1 protein-coding gene is annotated in these 604 nt (G+C 69.7%); it reads left to right on the top strand.

The features are described from left to right. Positions 1-604, top strand: a 604-nt coding sequence (locus tag PA598K_RS22890) for a hypothetical protein (protein ID WP_185602179.1), incomplete at both ends; no start/stop codon positions are given.

Here is a 604-nt window from a genome sequence, read left to right on the forward strand (position 1 = left end):
AGCTGCTGCGCGCAGCAGCTGACGGGCCGTGGTCCGGCCTCGAGCTGCGCTATGGGCTGCAACTGCTGCATAGCTGCGGGATGGTCTGGAGCATCCGGGTCGGCTGGGGAGAGCAAGTGTATGCGATGCCGCGCGAGAACTATCCGTGCTGGCTGCGCGTCCTGGCGCGGCCCCCGTCTCCGGCCGCCGCGCAGAGCGGCGTGAAGCGTCTGGCCGGCGAGCGGATGAACAGTCCGCTCATCTGCGAAGCGCTCCATCTGTTGGCTGTCTTGGCGCGCTGCGGCTATACCTTCACCCGCAGCGGTCGTCTGCCCCGGCGCGTCCTGCAGCGGCTGGAGCGGCAGTTGGCGGTGCCGGACGCCGCCGTCGACGGCTTGCCACGGGTCGCCGAGGCGCTGGCGCAAGGCGTCTCACCAGCGCTGGCTTGGCTGCTGGACCTCTGTGTCGCTCAGAAATGGCTGAAGGCAACCGAAGGCGGCTATGTGCCGGATGACGAGCGCTGGCGAGACTGGCTGGCCCGGCCGGGGCACATATGCGAGGCCGAACTGATCCGCTTCGTCCTGACGGAGTACGTCGGCGGCTCGGAGGCGCAGGCCTGCGCCTC

The sequence above is a fragment of the Paenibacillus sp. 598K genome (assembly GCF_003851045.1).
Lineage (GTDB): Bacteria > Bacillota > Bacilli > Paenibacillales > Paenibacillaceae > Paenibacillus_D.